Annotated in this window: 10 protein-coding genes; 9 read left to right on the top strand and 1 reads right to left on the bottom strand. The window is 58.3% G+C overall.

The window, feature by feature from the left end; all coding sequences use genetic code 11:
- Nucleotides 1-140 precede the first annotated feature (140 nt).
- The 9 genes from nrdH to HMPREF9241_RS02220 all read left to right on the top strand — a co-directional run bounded on the left by nrdH (nt 141) and on the right by HMPREF9241_RS02220 (nt 15,146).
- Complete coding sequence (gene nrdH / locus HMPREF9241_RS02260) at nt 141-404, top strand: glutaredoxin-like protein NrdH (RefSeq protein WP_006680663.1); 264 nt, start codon at nt 141-143, stop codon at nt 402-404.
- A gap of 194 nt (nt 405-598) precedes the next feature.
- Nucleotides 599-1,015 (top strand): class Ib ribonucleoside-diphosphate reductase assembly flavoprotein NrdI, encoded by a 417-nt coding sequence (gene nrdI / locus HMPREF9241_RS02255; RefSeq protein ID WP_006680662.1) that lies wholly within the window; start codon nt 599-601, stop codon nt 1,013-1,015.
- Nucleotides 985-3,141 carry a class 1b ribonucleoside-diphosphate reductase subunit alpha gene (gene nrdE / locus HMPREF9241_RS02250; RefSeq protein WP_006680661.1) on the top strand — a complete coding sequence of 719 codons (2,157 nt, stop codon included), beginning with the start codon at nt 985-987 and terminating at the stop codon, nt 3,139-3,141. Before nrdI ends, nrdE begins: the two co-directional genes overlap by 31 nt.
- 269 nt (nt 3,142-3,410) lie before the next feature.
- Nucleotides 3,411-4,274, top strand: a complete 864-nt coding sequence (locus HMPREF9241_RS02245) for a hypothetical protein (RefSeq protein ID WP_006680660.1) — start codon at nt 3,411-3,413, stop codon at nt 4,272-4,274.
- Between the two features lie 282 nt (nt 4,275-4,556).
- Complete coding sequence (gene putP / locus HMPREF9241_RS02240; RefSeq protein WP_006680659.1) at nt 4,557-6,053, top strand: sodium/proline symporter PutP; 1,497 nt, start codon at nt 4,557-4,559, stop codon at nt 6,051-6,053.
- A 200-nt stretch (nt 6,054-6,253) separates the two neighbouring features.
- Nucleotides 6,254-9,805 carry a proline dehydrogenase family protein gene (locus HMPREF9241_RS02235; protein WP_006680658.1) on the top strand — a complete coding sequence of 1,184 codons (3,552 nt, stop codon included), beginning with the start codon at nt 6,254-6,256 and terminating at the stop codon, nt 9,803-9,805.
- Between the two features lie 155 nt (nt 9,806-9,960).
- On the top strand, nt 9,961-11,724 hold the full coding sequence (locus HMPREF9241_RS02230) for an ABC-ATPase domain-containing protein (RefSeq protein WP_040318352.1): 1,764 nt from the start codon (nt 9,961-9,963) through the stop codon (nt 11,722-11,724).
- A 108-nt stretch (nt 11,725-11,832) separates the two neighbouring features.
- Entirely contained in the window at nt 11,833-12,594 is a 762-nt protein-coding gene (locus HMPREF9241_RS02225) for an ABC transporter ATP-binding protein (RefSeq protein ID WP_006680656.1), read from the top strand.
- Entirely contained in the window at nt 12,591-15,146 is a 2,556-nt protein-coding gene (locus tag HMPREF9241_RS02220) for an FtsX-like permease family protein (protein ID WP_006680655.1), read from the top strand. Before HMPREF9241_RS02225 ends, HMPREF9241_RS02220 begins: the two co-directional genes overlap by 4 nt.
- A 317-nt stretch (nt 15,147-15,463) precedes the next feature.
- Here the strand turns inward: HMPREF9241_RS02220 and HMPREF9241_RS09480 are convergent, their stop codons facing one another.
- Nucleotides 15,464-15,658, bottom strand: a complete 195-nt coding sequence (locus HMPREF9241_RS09480; protein ID WP_006680654.1) for a hypothetical protein — start codon at nt 15,656-15,658, stop codon at nt 15,464-15,466.
- Between the last annotated feature and the right edge of the window lie 2 nt (nt 15,659-15,660).

Below are 15,660 nucleotides of genomic sequence, written 5' to 3'. Positions count from 1 at the left end.
TCCACAGTCTGAGTCACACAACGTTACGACCACAACATGTTGTGCCTATTCCTTCAAGCACCCACAAGGTGTAGTGTTAAGAGGTCTTCGGGATACCCCCTGAAGATACGCGTTTCCATCTCTTTAATTAGGAGAATCCCATGACGATCACCGTCTACTCGAAGCCCCGTTGCCCCCAGTGCGACGCAACCTGTCGCGCTCTCGACAAGCAGGGTCTTGACTACACGAAGATCGACGTGACGGAAAACCTCAAAGCGCTCGATTACATCAAGGGCCTCGGCTACCAGCAGGCTCCTGTCGTCATGGCTGGCGACACCCACTGGAGTGGCTTCCGCCCGGACCGCATCAAGGCCGTCGCAGTTGCGGCAGCTGCCGCAACGCCCCTCGCAGTCGGCCAGGCCTGATCTTTTCTTCCGTCCCGGTTACCGATAGAGGTGGCCGGGGCGAACTGCGTTCAAGGACAGAGTTTCACGAACGCGATGACGATCCCCGGCAACATTCTCAAACAGTACTGAGATGTCCGGCCTCGTCAATACAATCGAATCGCACCTAGGCGCACGGTGCGCCACACCACAGCAGCACAAACGGCAGGTCCATCATGGTGAACATCGTTTACTTTTCCTCAGCAACCGGGAATACTCGCCGGTTCGTTGAGAAGCTTGGCCTGCCCGCGCAGCGCATCCCGCTGCTGAAAAGAGACGAGTTCCTGCACGTCGACCAGCCCTACGTGCTGATTGTTCCCACATACGGCGGGGGCAACCTCAAGGGCGCGGTTCCCAAGCAGGTCATCGCCTTCCTCAACGACCCGGGTAACAGGTCTCACTGCGTGGGAGTCATCTCATCAGGAAATACGAATTTCGGCACCGCGTACTGCCTCGCAGGCGATATCGTTGCAACGAAGCTGAGTGTCCCCCATATGTATAAGTTCGAGCTACTCGGAACCCCCGAGGACGTCTCACGAGTTCGAGAAGGACTGAAAGAGTTTTGGCAGAAAATCTCACCGACACAGGCGTAGAAGAAATCAGTAACCCAGAGCTCGATTACCACGCTCTGAACGCCCAGCTGAACCTCTACGATGCCAATGGCAAGATCCAGTTCGACGCAGATCGTAAGGCAGCTCGCCAATATTTCTTGCAGCACGTCAACCAGAACACCGTCTTCTTCCACGACCTGGAAGAAAAGATGGAATACCTGGTTGAAGAGGGCTACTACGAGCAGGCTGTTCTGGACCAATACGAGTTCCAGGACATCAAGGACCTGTTCAAGCGCGCCTACGCGCACAAATTCCGCTTCCCCACGTTCCTCGGCGCGTTCAAGTACTACACGTCCTACACGCTGAAGACGTTCGACGGTAAGCGCTACCTGGAGCGTTTCGAAGACCGTGTTGCGATGGTCTCCCTGTACTTGGCTCGCGGAGATGTGAAGCTCGCTCAGCAGTTCGTGGAAGAGATCATGGCCGGTCGTTTCCAGCCTGCAACCCCGACCTTCCTGAACGCTGGCAAGGCTGCGCGTGGCGAACTCGTATCCTGCTTCCTGCTACGTATCGAAGACAATATGGAGTCGATCGCCCGTGGCATTAACTCTGCTCTTCAGCTGTCGAAGCGCGGTGGTGGCGTCGCCCTGTCGCTGACGAACCTGCGTGAAGCCGGCGCTCCGATTAAGAAGATCCAGAACCAGTCCAGTGGCGTTGTCCCGGTCATGAAGCTTCTGGAGGACTCCTTCTCCTACGCGAACCAGCTGGGTGCGCGTCAAGGTGCGGGTGCTGTTTACCTCAGCGCACACCACCCGGACATCATGCAGTTCCTCGACACGAAGCGTGAGAACGCTGACGAAAAGATCCGCATCAAGACCCTGTCGTTGGGCGTTGTGATCCCCGATATTACGTTCGAACTCGCACGTAACAACGAGGACATGTACCTGTTCAGCCCCTACGACGTCGAGCGCGTCTACGGCGTTCCCTTCTCTGAAATCTCCGTTTCTGAAAAGTACCGCGAGATGGTTGACGACGGCCGCATTCACAAGAAGAAGATCAACGCTCGTCGTTTCTTCCAGACCCTCGCTGAAATTCAGTTCGAATCCGGCTACCCGTACATCGTCTTCGAAGATACTGTGAACCGCGCGAACCCGATCAAGGGCCGCATCACGATGTCGAACCTCTGCTCCGAAATTCTGCAGGTGTCCGAGGCCTCGACCTACAACGCTGACCTGACCTACAGCCACGTCGGCAAGGACATTTCCTGCAACCTGGGTTCGTTGAACATCGCCAAGACGATGGATTCTGAGGACTTCTCGACAACGATCGAAACGGCGATCCGCGGTCTGACCGCTGTCTCCGACCTGTCGGATATTCAATCGGTTCCCTCGATTGCTCGAGGCAACGCGATGAGCCACGCGATCGGCCTGGGCCAAATGAACCTGCACGGTTACCTTGCTCGCGAACACGTCATGTACGGCTCTCAAGAGGCTCTGGACTTCACGAACATGTACTTCCTGGCTGTCGCCTACGAAGCAATCAAGGCGTCCTGCCTGATCGCGAAAGAACGCGGCGTCTCCTTCGAAGGCTTCGAGGATTCAAAGTATGCGTCCGGCGAGTACTTCGAGAAGTACATCAATGGCACGTGGGAACCGACCACAGACAAGTGCCGTGAGCTGCTCGCAAAGTCGACGATCCACATTCCGACGGCTGACGATTGGAAGGCTCTAGCCGCCGATGTGAAGCAGTACGGCATGTACAACCAGAACCTGCAGGCGATCCCGCCGACCGGCTCGATTTCGTACATCAACAACTCGACCTCGTCGATCCACCCGATCGTTTCTCAGATTGAGATCCGTAAGGAAGGCAAGATCGGTCGTGTCTACTACCCGGCTCCGTACATGACGAATGAGAACCGCGAGTACTACGTGGACGCCTACGAGATCGGCCCGGAGAAGATCATCGACACCTACGCGGTTGCTACTCAGCACGTGGATCAGGGTCTGTCGCTCACGCTCTTCTACCCGGATACCGTGACGACGCGTGACATTAACAAGTCCTACATTTACGCGTGGAAGAAGGGCATCAAGACCCTGTACTACATGCGTCTTCGTCAGATGGCGCTGGAGGGCACCGAAGTTCAGGGGTGCGTGTCCTGCATGCTCTAAGCATTCAGTCTGCCACCTGCCCCCCCGGCGCGGTGGTAGTTGGCCACTGAGAATCCCGGCCTCGTTGATTTGAATTCACGAGGCCGGGATTTCTTTTCCCACTTTCACAGTGCATTGCCCAAACGACTAGGGAATTGCTTGATTGTTGCACTCTGACGGAAAGGGGACGTTACGGGGGTTGATCGGGGATTAGTCAGGGGAGTCCCCACTATTGAGGTGCACCCGCCTTTCCTAGACTGGTATCAACATCAAGTTGAAGGGACATTCTGATGGATCAGCAGTCGAACCCCGAAGAAGCCGAAAAGCAGGAAGGCACCCCAGCTGAAGAGCAGGTCATTGAAGCGAACGCTGAAGAAGCAGAGGTAGCACCTGCGGATACTGACTCGCCAGAGCCTGTTGCACAGAAGAATTCTCCGCTAGAAGAAGCAACAGAACTGCTCCCGACCGAGGAGACAACCGAGGAGACAACTGAGCTTCCCGTTGGCGATTCCACTGTGGGCGCTGTCGAAGAAACCATGGTGCTTCCCACTAAGGACACCGCTGAGACGACGGAACTTGCCAGTGAACCCGCCCCTGAAGTGAAAGACGTTGAGGCGGACGTAGTCGAGGATTCCACCCCGACTCAGCCAACGTGGGAACAGAATCCGTGGGCATCGCCGGCACGCGAGCAGCCGACAACCGCTAGCCAGGGTGCCTACACCGCACCGCAGTTCGATCAGCAGAATCCTTACGGGCAACCGGGTGTCCAGCCCGAGCACCCATACGGCCAGTACAACGGCGGTCAGTATGGAGCCCAGGCACCGTATGGGGCAAACGGCTTTGCCCAGGCACCGTATGGGATGACGTTCCAGATGACTCCTCTGGCGCAGGAATTGAAGTCGAATTCGACCACCGTCTTGATCCTCGGCATTCTCGGACTGGCGCTCATCGGCCTCTTTGGTTCGATTCCCGCGTGGCTGTGGGGTAATTCGATCCTGCGTCAGGCTCAGGAAAACGGGGTCAGCGCCGACATCGTGTCGAATGCGAAGGTCGGTCGCATTCTCGGCATTGTCGGTGTTGCCTTGTGGGGCGTTGTGCCAGCGTTTTTCGTGTTGATCTTCTTGATCGCCGCGCTCACCGTACTGCTTGTTTAGCGACGCTCTGCTGGTGAGCTCACCACATTCACCGAACTGGCTCTCCCGCTCACTGCGACATTTTTGAGGCATTCTCCGAAATGTCGCAGTGAGCGGTTGTTTTTCGCGCAATATCTCATCCCAAAACCATGTGCGACTAAAGTCCTAGAGGTGTTATGCTCAACACAACCCGATGCAACGGCGCTTCGGGGCATCCCAGCAAGCACGCTGGCTCCCAACTCGCACCACTATCCGAGCCCACCACCTCGGGCCCCGATAACGCGACAACGCTAGGAGCTCCTTATGACTGAGACTACTTTCCAGGCCGTGGCGATGATCATCTACCTATTGGCGATGGTCATGATCGGTCTTTTCGCATACAACCGCACTAAGAGCCTTGACGACTACATGCTCGGTGGCCGAGATCTTGGCCCCGGCGTCGCAGCCCTTTCCGCAGGTGCAGCCGACATGTCCGGCTGGCTCCTCATGGGCCTGCCCGGTGCGCTCTACCTCAACGGCCTCATCGAAGGCTGGATCGCAGTTGGCCTGACCGTCGGCGCATGGCTGAACTGGAAGTTCACCGCCCCCAGGCTTCGCGCATACTCGAAGATCGCATCGAACTCGATCACCGTTCCATCGTTCCTCGGCCAACGCCTACGCGATACCTCCAATATTGTTCGTATCGTTGCCGGCCTTGTCATCACCGTGTTCTTCACGTTCTACGTTTCATCGGGCATGGTCGCCGGTGGCGCGTTCTTCGAATCATCATTCGGTATGGACTACTACCTGGGTATGGTCATCATCGCTGCGACGACAGTGCTGTACACGCTGGTCGGTGGCTTCCTTGCCGTGTCGTGGACCGACGTCGTTCAGGGCATCATGATGCTGATCGCGCTCATCCTGGTGCCGGTTGTGGGCATCATCCACGTTGGTGGCTTCTCCAATCTGATGAGCGAAGTGAACCGCATCGATCCGACGATCCTCTCGCTCACTCACGGTGAAGGCGCCCTGTCCGGCGCAGCAATCCTCGGCATCGTGTCGGCGCTCGCGTGGGGCCTCGGCTACTTCGGTCAGCCGCACATCATCGTCCGCTTCATGGCACTGCGTTCTACCGCGGAGGCCAAGCAGGGTCGTCGCATCGGTATCAGTTGGATGCTCCTGTCCGTTATTGGTGCAGTCATGACAGCACTGGTCGGCATCGCCGTCTACCAGCATGACGAAGGAAAGCTCGCGAACCCCGAAGGCGTCTTCATCAGCCTCGGGCAGTTGCTCTTCCACCCCTTCATCGCAGGCTTCATGCTTGCAGCGATCCTCGCCGCCATCATGTCGACCATTTCATCCCAGCTTCTGGTGACCTCGTCCGCACTGGTCGAAGATATCTACCGCGCCTACACGAAACGCGAACTGAACGGCGCTGACGGTGTTCTTGCTGGCCGTATCGCGGTTGGCGTGATCGCTCTGATCGCAGCGCTTCTGGCGTGGCAAAGATCCGACTCGATTCTGGGTCTGGTGGCGTTCGCGTGGGCCGGCTTCGGCGCATCATTCGGTCCGATCGTGATCCTGTCACTGTACTGGCGCAAACTCACCTCGGCAGGCGCAATCGCCGGCATGGTGACCGGCGCGGTCGTCGTTGGCATCTGGGGCAACATTTCGGGTGGCATCTTCGACCTGTACGAGATCGTCCCCGGCTTCCTTCTGAACCTCATCGTTGCGGCCATCGTGTCGCGTGCAACGTGGAAGCCAAACCCGGAAATTGATGCCGAGTTCGACCAGACGATCGCAGAAACTCAGGGCATCTGACGCCTCAGCTTCGCGCTACTTCGCCACGAACGCAGGTGGCGCGAAGCAGTCAGATTCCTCTATTTCAGAATTGACGAGGCCACCTCGCCCACTGAACCGCCACGGCCTGAAACAGGGTGGGCGGCCTCGTCGACTGAACATCACCGCACTGAATCTTTCCAACTCACTCACACACCACTGAACAAAGTAATCGAGGAAGAATGTCTGAATCAGAAAACCCCACCACGGATTTCGAAACGATCGTTGACCGCGCGCTTGCTACCGCGAGGCGTTGGGCGACATCATCGACACAGTTCCCGACTGACACGGCAGCACAGTTGCTGGCCGGCGTGTTGAAGGACGAAGAGGGCTTGGATTACACCGTTTCATTCGTTGACGGAGTGGTTCGCCCCGAAGACCAGAAGGTGGCCGCACGCCACCTTGCCGAGGTCGGCGCGAAGAACCCGAAGTTCTTGCCGTGGTATCTGCGCACCCCTGCACTGATTGGCGGGAAGGCTGGCACGCTAGTTCCGTCAATCGCTGTTCCCGCTGCCCGCAAGGTGTTTGCACGCCTTGTTGGTGATCTTGTTGTTGATGTGTCCGACGAGAAGCTCGGTCCAGCAATCGAGCGACTTCGTAAAGATGGCGCGCGCCTGAACATGAATCTGCTCGGCGAAGCCGTGCTGGGCGAGAAGGAAGCTCGCAAGCGCCTCGACGACACTCGTCGTCTGCTGGAGCGCCCGGATGTTGACTACGTTTCACTGAAGGTTTCGGCGGTGACCGGCCCGCACAACCCGTGGGGATACGACCAGATCGTTAACCATGCGGTGCGCGAACTGCTTCCGCTCTACCAGTACGCGGTCAGCGCCGGTGGCAAGTTCATCAACTTGGACATGGAGGAATACCACGACCTTCAGCTGACGGTCGACGTGTTCAAGACAATCCTCGACCGTGAAGAATGCCTGGGTCTGCGTGCCGGCATTGTGCTTCAGGCCTATCTGCCCGACACCCTGAACGTCATGAAGGATCTGCAGGAATGGGCAGCAGCACGCAGAGCGCGTGGCGGAGCACCGATCAAGGTGCGTGTCGTGAAGGGCGCAAACCTGGCAATGGAGCGCGTCGATGCCGCGATGCATGGCTGGGATCTGACGACCTGGGATTCGAAGCAGTCGACGGATGCGAACTACGTGCGAGTCCTGGATTGGGCGATGCACCCCGATCGTATTCAGAACGTCAACATCGGCGTCGCGGGACACAACCTGTTCACAGTCGCCTGCGCATGGGAGCTGGCGAAGGAACGCGGTGTTACCGACCACGTTGAATTCGAAATGCTGTCCGGTATGGCGATGCAGCAGGCGGCCGCAGTTCGTCAGGAAGTCGGCAACCTGTTACTGTACGTGCCCGTCGTTCACCCCGACGAATACGACGTTGCCATCGCGTACCTGGTGCGCCGACTGGAAGAAAACTCTGCGGACGATAACTTCATGGCGTCGATCTTCGATATCGGCACCTCGCAAGTGTCATTCGATAAGGAAAAGACTCGCTTCCTTGCCGCAGTTGAGCAGATGAAGCGCGAGGGAATCAGCCGTGTTGGCGCAAATCGTACCCAGGACCGCACGTCGGAAACTGCCGACGACCTGGCTGCACCGTTGAAGGACTCGAACGGTAACTGGATCTTCGCGAACACTGCGGATTCGGATCCGGCTCTTCCGGTCAACCTACAGTGGGCACGTGAAATCGCCGAGCGTATCCCGACCTCAACTCTGGGAACTTCGACCCTTGAAGCGGGGACGATCACTGATCGCGAAACCCTGGACAACCTCGTCGAGGCGACCGCGAACGCCGGCAAGGAATGGGCGACTCGTAGCGCCGCAGAGCGTAGCGATATCCTGCACCGCGCAGGTGTTGAGCTGGCCCGTCGTCGCGCGGATCTGATCGAGGTTGCCGGCTCCGAACTGGGCAAGTCCCTGGAACAGGCTGACGTCGAGGTTTCCGAAGCTACCGACTTTGCCCACTACTACGCACAGCTTGCTCTGGAGCTCGAAAAACTCGATGGCGCCCAGTTCACTCCGGTGGATCTGACCTTGGTTACTCCGCCGTGGAACTTCCCGCTGGCAATTCCTGCCGGTGGCGTTCTGGCCGCTTTGGCTGCAGGATCGGCTGTCATTTTGAAGCCTGCTGATCCGGCTGCTCGCTGTGGCGCCGTTATTGCCGAGTGCCTGTGGGCTGCGGGTGTCCCGAAGGATGTCCTGCAGTTTGTCTCCGTCGGCGAGGACACGCTGGGTAAGGACCTCGTCACGCACCCGCGTGTGGGTCGCGTTGTCCTGACGGGCGCGGCTGGGACGGCTGAACTGTTCCGTTCCTGGGATCCGACGATGAAGATCATGGCAGAAACTTCGGGTAAGAACTCGATCATCATCACTCCGTCGGCCGACCTTGATCTGGCCGTAAAGGATGTTGTGAACTCAGCGTTCGGTCACGCTGGTCAGAAGTGTTCTGCCTGCTCCTATGTGATTCTGGTCGGTTCGGTCGGCTTCTCGAAGCGCGTGCGCAACCAGTTGCTTGACGCGGTTCGTTCCCTGCATGTCGCCTGGTCAGATGACCTGAGCGCTCAGATGGGTCCGCTGGCGACCGAGCCGACCGGAAAGCTACTGCGCGGTCTGACCACGTTGGAGCCAGGTCAGAAGTGGGAAATCACCCCAAAGCCTCTCGATGACACGAACCGACTGTGGAGTCCCGGTGTCCGCTCGGGTGTCCAGGTCGGTAGCGAGTACCACTTGACCGAATACTTCGGCCCGATCCTCGGCATTATCCGCGTCGATACGCTCGATGAGGCGATCGAAGCGCAGAACATGGTCGAGTACGGTCTGACCGCCGGCCTGCACTCGCTGGATCCGGACGAAATCAACTACTGGCTGAACAACGTCGAAGCTGGCAACGTGTACGTTAACCGCGGTATCACGGGCGCGATCGTGCGTCGCCAGCCGTTCGGTGGCTGGAAGCGTTCAGTTGTCGGCGAAGGCACGAAGGCCGGTGGCCCAAACTACCTGCTGGGCTTCGGTTCGCTGGCGTCCGCGCCACTCGATTCCGCTCCGTCGACGCACACGTTGAAGCCTCAGTTGCGTGATCTGCTCGATTCGGCGTCCGAGGTGCTTGACGGCGAAGAGATGGAGCGTTTGGCGAAGGCAATTTCGTCGGATAACGAGGCCGCGTTCACCGAATTCGACGTCTTACATGACCCGAGCGCGGTGCCCGCGGAGCGCAATATTCTACGTTACATTCCGGCACGTGCAACGATTCGCGCCGGAGCGGGCGCTTCGCTGACCGATATTCTGCGCGTCATCTCGGCTGGCGTGGCAACGGGTTCCTTCGCTTCGAATCCACTGGGTGAGGGAATGATTCGCGAGACCACCGGCGGCGGTTGGGGCGATGTTGAGCTGACCGTTTCCACGACCACACCGCTACCCACGTCGATCGCGTCGCTACTGGCGCACATGGGTATCGGGGTTGTTGTCGAAGACTTCGATCAGTTCACTATGCGTCTGACACAGGTGGAATTCAACTACGACGAGCGTATTCGTCTCATTGACGAGGCCGGCGACGACCTGCGTTGCGCCGTGGGTGGCTCGATTGACGTGGCCGTCTGGGATGGCCCCGTCACAAACTCTGGCCGTGTAGAGGTTCTGCCGTTCGTTCACGAGCAGGCAGTGTCGATCACGAACCATCGTTTCGGTAATCGCACTCCCCTGTCGACGCAGGTCTTGCAGGGCTGACTGAGGTGCCCCTGTGCGGGGTACTGCACAGGCTTCCTCAACCGTGTGAGTGAGGAATAGCGCCGGCGGGCATCGGAAAGCGACCACGTTATGTGCGTGGAATGCCCGCCGGCGCGACCTGTGCCCGGGGTGGAGCGACCCGATACGATAGGGGCATGGTCCCTCGCTTTCACACCGACGATAAGTTCCACAAACGCTCTGGCTCTGACACAGAGTTGATTCGTGACCTCGACCGTCTAGATGGTCGCTCCTACGGGTCGTATAAGTCGGTGATCGGCGACTGGGATTACGGCGATTTTTCGCTGAGCATTGATCGGATTCAGTCCGACCCTTACGCTCCTCCGTCGTCGATTCGCGCAACTGCGAAACCTGATCGAATGGGCTTGCCACCTGAAGCATTGGCGAATGGTCAGGCTCGTCTGGCGACGGCTGACTTCCTGGCGCGAGCCTTCGAGGTAGCAATCAGAAACCGCATTCGTGGTGGTGCCATTCGGATCGCTCACCCGGGTCCAGAGATCCTGCAGCGTTCAAGCGCGAAGGTGATGCCCGATCATGTTGAGATCCGTTTCCAGGTTCAGATGCCTGCGCGAGGTCGAACGATCATGGGCCGCGAAGCTGCCCGTATTTTCGACGTGGATATTCCGAACATTGTGATGGACACGTTTGATTTTGTGTCTGACGATGACATCACCATCGCCAAGACTTCTGCCTTGAAAACCCACATTGCAACGTACGAGGATCATTGCGCTCTGATCGATTCTCTGGCGGAAAACAACTGGGTGTCTTTTATCGCCGATGGCTCGTTGCTTGCCCGTAAGTCGGGGATTTCGCAGGTTCCGATGGACGCCGATACCGCGGTAACTTTTGAATCCCCGCAGACCCTGCGTCAGACGGTGAACCTTCCTCACGCGGGCACAGTCAGTGGCATGGCAATTGCTCCCGGTGTCACCGTGATCGTCGGCGGTGGCTACCACGGCAAGTCGACGCTATTATCAGCAATCCAACGAGGCGTGTACGCGCATGTTCCAAGCGACGGTCGCGAGCTCGTAGCAACTCTTCCGGACGCCATGAAGGTACGCGCAGCCGATGGTCGTACCGTGACCGGAGTCGATGTTTCTCCCTTTATTTCACATTTGCCGGCCGGCGCGGACACGACGAACTTCTCGACGTCGAACGCTTCAGGCTCAACCTCTCAGGCTGCGGCGATCATGGAGGCTGTGGAACTCGGCTCTCCTCTTCTGCTGATCGACGAAGACACTTCGGCAACGAACCTCTTGATCCGTGATGAGCGTATGCGCGCCCTCGTCGCCACCGAAAAAGAGCCGATCACTCCCCTCGTTGACCGTATCGGAGCTCTTGCAAAGCAGAATGTTTCAACGATTATGGTCATGGGCGGTTCTGGCGACTATCTGGACGTTGCCGACTGCGTCCTCATGCTTGACACTTACCGTTGCGTGGACGTCACCGCCCGCGCCAAGGATGTAGCTGAACACATGCCGCGGCCTCGTAATGACAAGCAGGAATTCGCGATGCCCGCGCCTCGTATCCCCCATCGCCTGCGCCCCACGTCCGACCGCCCGAAAACAAAGTCCGCGGGCCTGGACGAAATCACGATCGACCGCCAGACAATCACCCTGACGGACGTGGAGCAAATCGTCGATCCGGGTCAGACCGAAGCAATCGCGTGGGCGGTCCGAGGAGTTTTGGAAAACTATGCTGCCGGCAAGATGGCGCTAGCCGAACTGCTTGCTCGTCTTGAACGTCAGTTCGCATCCGAAGGCTTGGACGCGCTGACAAAGTTCGGGGCACGCTCATACCCGGCATTCTTGGCTCGCCCGCGACGCGTCGACATTGGGGCCGCGATCAACCGTTTCCGCGGGCTCAGTATTGTCGCCACCGACTCCGTGGAAAAGGACTGACCCCCCTCTATTCGAGGTTAATCGGGGACATCCCCCACAAGAAAATGGGGGTGGAAATGGGCGCTTCCCTCATAGTGCGCAGCTCGTTGCTCGGCGCACAGTTGAAGCATGAGCATTTCACTTCCACACTCTCAGTCAGTCTCATCCATTTCGTCGTCCGCGCCCGTTGTCGCGCTTGATCACGTATCCAAGATTTACGGTCAGGATGATACGCGCGTCGCAGCGCTCGACGACGTCAGCGTCGACTTTTACGAGCACACCTTCACCGCCATTATGGGTCCGTCGGGCTCAGGTAAGTCGACCATGCTTCACATGCTTGCCGGTCTCGATTTGGCGACCAGTGGCGAGGTTCGGATCGAAGGTAAAACCTTGTCGCAACTGGATGATGACGCGTTGACCCGTCTTCGTCGCGACCGCATCGGTTTCGTATTCCAGAGCTTCAACCTTGTTCCCACTCTTGATGCGCGCGCAAACATTGAGCTTCCCCTTCACTTGGCCGGACAAAAGCCTGACCGCCGTTGGCTCTCCATGATCATCGACGTGCTCGGCATCGGGAATCGCTTGACGCATCGCCCGCAGGAAATGTCTGGTGGCCAGCAGCAACGCGTCGCCGTTGCCCGTGCGCTCGCATCGAAGCCAGCAGTGATCGTCGCCGACGAACCGACCGGCAACCTGGACTCCGCTTCCTCGCGCGAGGTCCTGCAACTTCTTCGCGCCACCGTTGATCAGCTGGGGCAGAGCGTCATCATGGTGACGCACGATCAAAACGCCGCTCTGATTGCCGACCGTGTCCTGGTGATGCGCGACGGAAAGATCCGTGCCGATCTGACCAAGCCGACCGAAGCTCAGCTGAGCGAGGCTGCACGATGAGCTCCATTAAACAACCGGGCGATTTCGCCCCTACATCCGAGCCTCGTACCGACGCTTCCACATCGCGTGGAACCCTTGGCCACTTGCTCCGCGCCAACGTGAAGACGCACGGTCATCGCTACGTGGCGACCGGCCTCGCCGTCGCGATTTCAACCGCGTTCATTATGGTGTTCCTGGCACTCGGCAACGGCATGACCGCATTGTTGACCGCGAGTGCGCGCGATTTCTACCAAGGTGCTGCCGCGGTGGTCGAGGCTACTGACGAGTTCTACAATGCCGGCCACTCGGATCTTTTAGAGGTCACCGATCAGTTGAAGGCAACCGACGGTGTCACGGCAATTGCACCGCAACAGATGGCATTCCTTAATCTGTCGAATGGCGCTAAGCGGACGGCTCGCATGGCAAGTTCTACCCAGCCGGAACCTTTCCACCGCAGTGAAGTAACAGAAGGTGCCCTTCCGAACAGCGACACTGAGATCTTCCTCGACACGACCGCCGCCAACAACCTTGGCGTGAAGGTAGGCGACACGATTCAGGCAAGCGCCGCGTACACGCAGGATGCTTCTGCTCCAAAGACCAACCTGACCGTTTCGGGTCTGGTGAAAACCGGGCCGACGAGCCAAGGTGTTGCGATAATGACACCGGACGGCTTGGTTGCCGCGTCCAATCACTCGCAGCACACGACCAGCATTCTGGTTGCCTCATCGAGCGCCTCCCCGTCGATTGCTGAGCAAGAAAAGTTGGCGAACACGCTGACAACGACACTCAATGACACCGGTCTGACAGTAACGACCGGCCACGCGGCATACGAAAAAGAAATTAAGCAACTGGCCGCCGGGTCAGCAACACTCAGAGCGATATTCCTGATCTTCCCCGTGATTTCGATGATTGTCGCGATTATCGTTGTTGCGACGACCTTCCAGGTGATAATGACTCAGCGGCGTCGCGAGCTCGCCCTGCTACGCGCCATCGGCGCAACGAAGAAGCAGACTCGGTCGTTGGTCATGCGCGAGGCCGCACTGATCGGCCTCATCTCATCGACGGTCGGTACCGTCGTTGGCGCATTGGGTGGGTTTGCGATCCTGAACGGGTTCGAGATTGTCTCGTTCTCTGACGCAGTTGCCTCGGCTGCCTCGCCGATCGCTCTGGCGGGCACGTGGGCAGCTGGCACGCTGATGACCATCGCCGCGAACCTACGCCCCGCACGCTCGATTGCTCACATGTCTCCGATCGAGGCACTGGGTAATCAAGCGGAAACCGCATCCTCGCAGAAGTCGCATCGCGTGTTCTTCATTGTTTCGCTCATCATTGCGACGCTTGCCTTCGCAGGTATGGGTGTTGGCCTGTTTATGCGTGGGTCAACCAGCGGTTTCCTGCTCGCATTCCTTTCCGGAATGGTCGCGCTGGTCGCCATGATGTGCGCATCGATCGTTTTCATTCCGGCCTTGGCACGTCTGTGGGGCAGTCTTGGACGAGGAACCACGTCGAAACTGGCACGCGAAAATACTCTTCGCAATCCTGGTCGCACCGCAGCAACAGGTGTTGCTATCGCCATTGGCGTCACCCTAATCACCATGATGAGCGTGGGCGCAGCATCAATGCGTCAGACACTCACTTCCGAGGTTGATTCTGCTCGTCCTTACGATCTGACCGTGCAGTCTGCCAGCGGTGAGCTACCCGCATCCGCTCTGTCGGAGGTCACTGGGACACAAGGTGTTGCTGCGGCGGTTGAGATTCACGGGACCAGCGGAACGATGACAGCGGGGACTGATTCGCTCGACGTCTTCATCGAGGGCGTACCCGACTTGAATCCGGTCGCACACTCCACGATTGACGTATTGGATGATACGACCGCAAAGTTTTCGAGCAGCACAGTGAAGACCGGAGACACGGTTCAGGTGTGTACCTCGAACGGAAAGTGTGCGGACTTCACCGCTCTCATCGATGAACACTCCCAGGCTGACTACGTTTCAATCTCTGCGAACGCCCTCGGCAAACTGGATTCATCAGCCGGTGTGAGTGCGATTCAAGTGAAGCTGGACGACCAAGCGAGTGCTACCAAAGTACAGTCCGCTCTGCTGTCGCTCAACGACCAGTACTCGGTGAACGGTACCGCTCTTGAACGCGAAACCTACAACCGGATGATCGATCAAGTCCTACTGGTCGTGATCGGAATGCTCGGTATTTCAGTTCTGATTGCACTGGTCGGTGTGACGAATACGCTCAGCCTGTCGGTTGCCGAGCGCACCCGCGAGAACGGTCTGTTGCGCGCTCTTGGTATGACCCGCCGGAATATTAAGACGATGCTGAGTGTCGAAGCTGTCTGTATCGCGTTGGCTGGGTCAACCATCGGTGTGATTCTGGGGATTATCTTTGGAATCGCGGGAACATACGCCATGCCTTTGGAGGACGTGACCATTGCAATCGCCATGCCGTGGGGAACGCTGATTGCGGTTGTTGCTGTGTCCGTGTTGGCCGCTTTGATCGCCTCGTGGTTGCCCGGACGCAAGGCTGCAAAGGTCTCTCCCGTGGAGGCACTGACGACTGAGTAACACGGCTCCGTGTCGGGGCTCGGGGTGCATCCATTCGGATGCACCCCGAGTTTCGTTCAAGCCCGAACCTCGTCGGTTTTTCGCGTGTTGCGTGGGACTACACGAACTGCACCTAGCGCGACGGATCTGGGGTTTTCAGGGCAAAAGTGTCGCGTCAGATGCAGTTCGGGGCACAAAACCCGCCTCCTCACCGCACCACCTACACCCCACGCGACACAACCACGCCCTCAGACACTAAACCGTCGCGTCAGGTGCAGCCCGTGCACACAAACCGGTCAGTCTCTCAAAAACCAGCCAGTGAAAGCCCAACCACTCCCCTACTTTCGAGCGCGCACCGATGCCGTAAGAACGGTGAACAGGGAGTTCAAACGCTCATTGGCTGGCAGGTCGGCCAAGGTCATCATGTCTTCTTTGCCGAACCAGCGCATTTGACCACGGGAAGCATTAAACGCGCCGACGCGTGCGGTTGCCGGATTGACGGTGAAGGTGTCGATGCTGAGGCGCAGGCTCATTT

This window comes from Schaalia turicensis ACS-279-V-Col4, assembly GCF_000296505.1.
In the GTDB taxonomy this organism is placed as follows: Bacteria; Actinomycetota; Actinomycetes; order Actinomycetales; family Actinomycetaceae; genus Pauljensenia; species Pauljensenia turicensis_A.
Note: the sequence above shows the minus strand (reverse complement) of the source record. Positions and strands in the feature narration are given on the sequence as shown.

Bases quoted from the DNA above. Each gene is read 5' to 3' on its own strand.
- nrdH (WP_006680663.1), top strand. From the start codon at position 141: ATGACGATCACCGTCTACTCGAAGCCCCGTTGCCCCCAGTGCGACGCA.
- HMPREF9241_RS02235 (WP_006680658.1), top strand. From the start codon at position 6,254: ATGTCTGAATCAGAAAACCCCACCACGGATTTCGAAACGATCGTTGAC.
- HMPREF9241_RS09480 (WP_006680654.1), bottom strand. From the start codon at position 15,658: ATGAGCCTGCGCCTCAGCATCGACACCTTCACCGTCAATCCGGCAACC.
- nrdI (WP_006680662.1), top strand. From the start codon at position 599: ATGGTGAACATCGTTTACTTTTCCTCAGCAACCGGGAATACTCGCCGG.
- HMPREF9241_RS02225 (WP_006680656.1), top strand. From the start codon at position 11,833: ATGAGCATTTCACTTCCACACTCTCAGTCAGTCTCATCCATTTCGTCG.
- putP (WP_006680659.1), top strand. From the start codon at position 4,557: ATGACTGAGACTACTTTCCAGGCCGTGGCGATGATCATCTACCTATTG.
- HMPREF9241_RS02220 (WP_006680655.1), top strand. From the start codon at position 12,591: ATGAGCTCCATTAAACAACCGGGCGATTTCGCCCCTACATCCGAGCCT.
- HMPREF9241_RS02230 (WP_040318352.1), top strand. From the start codon at position 9,961: ATGGTCCCTCGCTTTCACACCGACGATAAGTTCCACAAACGCTCTGGC.
- HMPREF9241_RS02245 (WP_006680660.1), top strand. From the start codon at position 3,411: ATGGATCAGCAGTCGAACCCCGAAGAAGCCGAAAAGCAGGAAGGCACC.